This is a genomic window from Arthrobacter sp. IK3 (genome assembly GCF_051337705.1).
In the GTDB taxonomy this organism is placed as follows: domain Bacteria; phylum Actinomycetota; class Actinomycetes; order Actinomycetales; family Micrococcaceae; genus Arthrobacter_B; species Arthrobacter_B koreensis.
In genome coordinates this window covers 1-4,279 of the sequence record NZ_JBPPSW010000019.1, presented here as the reverse complement: position 1 = coordinate 4,279, position 4,279 = coordinate 1, and the positions used below count along the sequence as shown (strand labels likewise).

Below are 4,279 nucleotides of genomic sequence, written 5' to 3'. Positions count from 1 at the left end.
CCGGATGTGCCTGTTGTTTGAGAACTCAATAGTGTGCCAAGTTTATTGATACCGATTATTTTAATTGGTTGAATTGGCTGTCCCGCCCACCCCGTGGGTTGCGGATGGTTTTTTTAGCTGGTTTCGAATTTAGTGCAGAACTGTGCAGCCAATTTTCCTTGGCTCCGGTTGTGTGTCTGTAAAACATTTACGGAGAGTTTGATCCTGGCTCAGGATGAACGCTGGCGGCGTGCTTAACACATGCAAGTCGAACGATGACTTCTGTGCTTGCACAGAATGATTAGTGGCGAACGGGTGAGTAACACGTGAGTAACCTGCCCTTAACTTCGGGATAAGCCTGGGAAACCGGGTCTAATACCGGATACGACCTCCTGGCGCATGCCATGGTGGTGGAAAGCTTTAGCGGTTTTGGATGGACTCGCGGCCTATCAGCTTGTTGGTTGGGGTAATGGCCCACCAAGGCGACGACGGGTAGCCGGCCTGAGAGGGTGACCGGCCACACTGGGACTGAGACACGGCCCAGACTCCTACGGGAGGCAGCAGTGGGGAATATTGCACAATGGGCGAAAGCCTGATGCAGCGACGCCGCGTGAGGGATGACGGCCTTCGGGTTGTAAACCTCTTTCAGCAGGGAAGAAGCGAAAGTGACGGTACCTGCAGAAGAAGCGCCGGCTAACTACGTGCCAGCAGCCGCGGTAATACGTAGGGCGCAAGCGTTATCCGGAATTATTGGGCGTAAAGAGCTCGTAGGCGGTTTGTCGCGTCTGCTGTGAAAGCCCGGGGCTCAACCCCGGGTCTGCAGTGGGTACGGGCAGACTAGAGTGCAGTAGGGGAGACTGGAATTCCTGGTGTAGCGGTGAAATGCGCAGATATCAGGAGGAACACCGATGGCGAAGGCAGGTCTCTGGGCTGTAACTGACGCTGAGGAGCGAAAGCATGGGGAGCGAACAGGATTAGATACCCTGGTAGTCCATGCCGTAAACGTTGGGCACTAGGTGTGGGGGACATTCCACGTTTTCCGCGCCGTAGCTAACGCATTAAGTGCCCCGCCTGGGGAGTACGGCCGCAAGGCTAAAACTCAAAGGAATTGACGGGGGCCCGCACAAGCGGCGGAGCATGCGGATTAATTCGATGCAACGCGAAGAACCTTACCAAGGCTTGACATGAACCGGTAAGACCTGGAAACAGGTCCCCCACTTGTGGCCGGTTTACAGGTGGTGCATGGTTGTCGTCAGCTCGTGTCGTGAGATGTTGGGTTAAGTCCCGCAACGAGCGCAACCCTCGTTCTATGTTGCCAGCGGGTTATGCCGGGGACTCATAGGAGACTGCCGGGGTCAACTCGGAGGAAGGTGGGGACGACGTCAAATCATCATGCCCCTTATGTCTTGGGCTTCACGCATGCTACAATGGCCGGTACAAAGGGTTGCGATACTGTGAGGTGGAGCTAATCCCAAAAAGCCGGTCTCAGTTCGGATTGAGGTCTGCAACTCGACCTCATGAAGTTGGAGTCGCTAGTAATCGCAGATCAGCAACGCTGCGGTGAATACGTTCCCGGGCCTTGTACACACCGCCCGTCAAGTCACGAAAGTTGGTAACACCCGAAGCCGGTGGCCTAACCCCTTGTGGGAGGGAGCCGTCGAAGGTGGGACCGGCGATTGGGACTAAGTCGTAACAAGGTAGCCGTACCGGAAGGTGCGGCTGGATCACCTCCTTTCTAAGGAGCACCTGAAACGTGTTGTGTTCTTCCACAGTGTTGGATGCACGGTTTCCAGGAGTTATGCCCGTTTCGAAGGCGTCAGTTCTTCGGCGGGTGCTCATGGGTGGAATATCAATGAACAGGTTTGTCCGGGTTGTTCCGGGTCTGTGAGTACGCCTCTTTTGCGGGGTTGGAAAGCCGGTCCGGGCGGTTGTCCGGGGTAATCGTTTGGCACACTGTTGGGTCCTGAGGCAACAGGATCTGTTGTTTCTGGTTTTCCTGCGCATGCCGGAGACCGGCCGGAGCCCTCCCTTGCGGGGGGTGGTGGCTGGTGGATGGGTGTGACGGGGTTGTTGTTTGAGAACTACATAGTGGACGCGAGCATCTTAAAAATTATTAAGTGCAATTTCAGATAAACCTGGTGACCGGTCTTGTACTGGTTTTCCATGGTTTTCTCGATAGCGATATTAATTGTTGATCTTTGTGGTCAAGTTTTTAAGGGCACACGGTGGATGCCTTGGCATCAGGAGCCGAAGAAGGACGTAGGAATCTGCGATAAGCCTGGGGGAGTTGATAACCGAGCGGTGATCCCAGGATGTCCGAATGGGGAAACCCCGCCCGGCGCGCGAGTGACCGGGTGACCCGCATCTGAACACATAGGGTGCGTGGAGGGAACGCGGGGAAGTGAAACATCTCAGTACCCGCAGGAAGAGAAAACAACAGTGATTCCGTTAGTAGTGGCGAGCGAACGCGGAAGAGGCTAAACCAGTGGTGTGTGATAGCCGGCGGGCGTTGCATCACTGGGGTTGCGGGACTTTCCGTATCAGTTCTGCCGGACTGGTGAAGTGAGTGCAGGTGCATAGGTGAACTGGTTTGAAAGCCAGGCCGTAGAGGGTGTTAGCCCCGTAACCGGAATGTATGCTGCCGCTTGGAGAGGATCCCAAGTAGCACGGGGCCCGAGAAATCCCGTGCGAATCTGCCAGGACCACCTGGTAAGCCTAAATACTCCCTGATGACCGATAGCGGACAAGTACCGTGAGGGAAAGGTGAAAAGTACCCCGGGAGGGGAGTGAAATAGTACCTGAAACCGTGTGCCTACAAACCGTCGGAGCAGCCTTGTAGCTGTGACGGCGTGCCTTTTGAAGAATGAGCCTGCGAGTTAGTGTTACGTCGCGAGGTTAACCCGTGTGGGGAAGCCGTAGCGAAAGCGAGTCTGAACAGGGCGAGTGAGTGGCGTGATCTAGACCCGAAGCGGAGTGATCTACCCATGGCCAGGTTGAAGCGACGGTAAGACGTCGTGGAGGACCGAACCCACTTCAGTTGAAAATGGAGGGGATGAGCTGTGGGTAGGGGTGAAAGGCCAATCAAACTCCGTGATAGCTGGTTCTCCCCGAAATGCATTTAGGTGCAGCGTTGCGTGTTTCTTGCCGGAGGTAGAGCTACTGGATGGCCGATGGGCCCTACAAGGTTACTGACGTCAGCCAAACTCCGAATGCCGGTAAGTGAGAGCGCAGCAGTGAGACTGTGGGGGATAAGCTTCATAGTCGAGAGGGAAACAGCCCAGACCACCAACTAAGGCCCCTAAGCGTGTGCTAAGTGGGAAAGGATGTGGAGTTGCCCAGACAACCAGGAGGTTGGCTTAGAAGCAGCCATCCTTGAAAGAGTGCGTAATAGCTCACTGGTCAAGTGATTCCGCGCCGACAATGTAGCGGGGCTCAAGTACACCGCCGAAGTTGTGGCATTCAGATTTTTGGTAAGCCTTCGTGGTTCAGCCGTCTGGATGGGTAGGGGAGCGTCGTGTGGGCAGTGAAGCTGCGGTGTAAACCAGTGGTGGAGCCTACACGAGTGAGAATGCAGGCATGAGTAGCGAAAGACGGGTGAGAAACCCGTCCGCCGAATGATCAAGGGTTCCAGGGTCAAGCTAATCTGCCCTGGGTAAGTCGGGACCTAAGGCGAGGCCGACAGGCGTAGTCGATGGACAACGGGTTGATATTCCCGTACCGGCGAAAAACCGCCCATACTGAACGGGGGAAACTAACCGCCCGAAACCTGCCCGTGCACCCTTGTGGTGTTCCGGGTTTTGGTGGAGCGCGGGACCGTATCCCGGGAGGTAAGCGTATTAACAGGTGTGACGCAGGAAGGTAGCCGGGCCGGGCGATGGTTGTCCTGGTCTAAGGATGTAGGGTCAGTGATAGGCAAATCCGTCACTGTGTCTTTGATGACGCACCTGAGATCTGATGGGACCCCCGAACGGGGGAATCCGGTGATCCTATGCTGCCTAGAAAAGCATCGGCGCGAGGTTTTAGCCGCCCGTACCCCAAACCGACACAGGTGATCAGGTAGAGAATACCAAGGCGATCGAGAGAATTATGGTTAAGGAACTCGGCAAAATGCCCCCGTAACTTCGGGAGAAGGGGGGCCTGCCCCGTGATGGAGACTTGCTTTCCGGAGCGGGTGTGGGCCGCAGAGACCAGGGGGAAGCGACTGTTTACTAAAAACACAGGTCCGTGCGAAGTCGCAAGACGATGTATACGGACTGACTCCTGCCCGGTGCTGGAAGGTTAAGAGGACCGGTTAGCCCCT

Annotated in this window: 2 rRNA genes; both read left to right on the top strand. The window is 55.7% G+C overall.

Annotated elements, in window-relative coordinates:
- The first annotated feature begins 186 nt into the window (after positions 1 to 186).
- Positions 187 to 1,714 (top strand): 16S ribosomal RNA (locus ACSLGO_RS18195).
- A 467-nt stretch (positions 1,715 to 2,181) separates the two neighbouring features.
- Positions 2,182 to 4,279 (top strand): 23S ribosomal RNA (locus ACSLGO_RS18190); the annotation flags it as partial.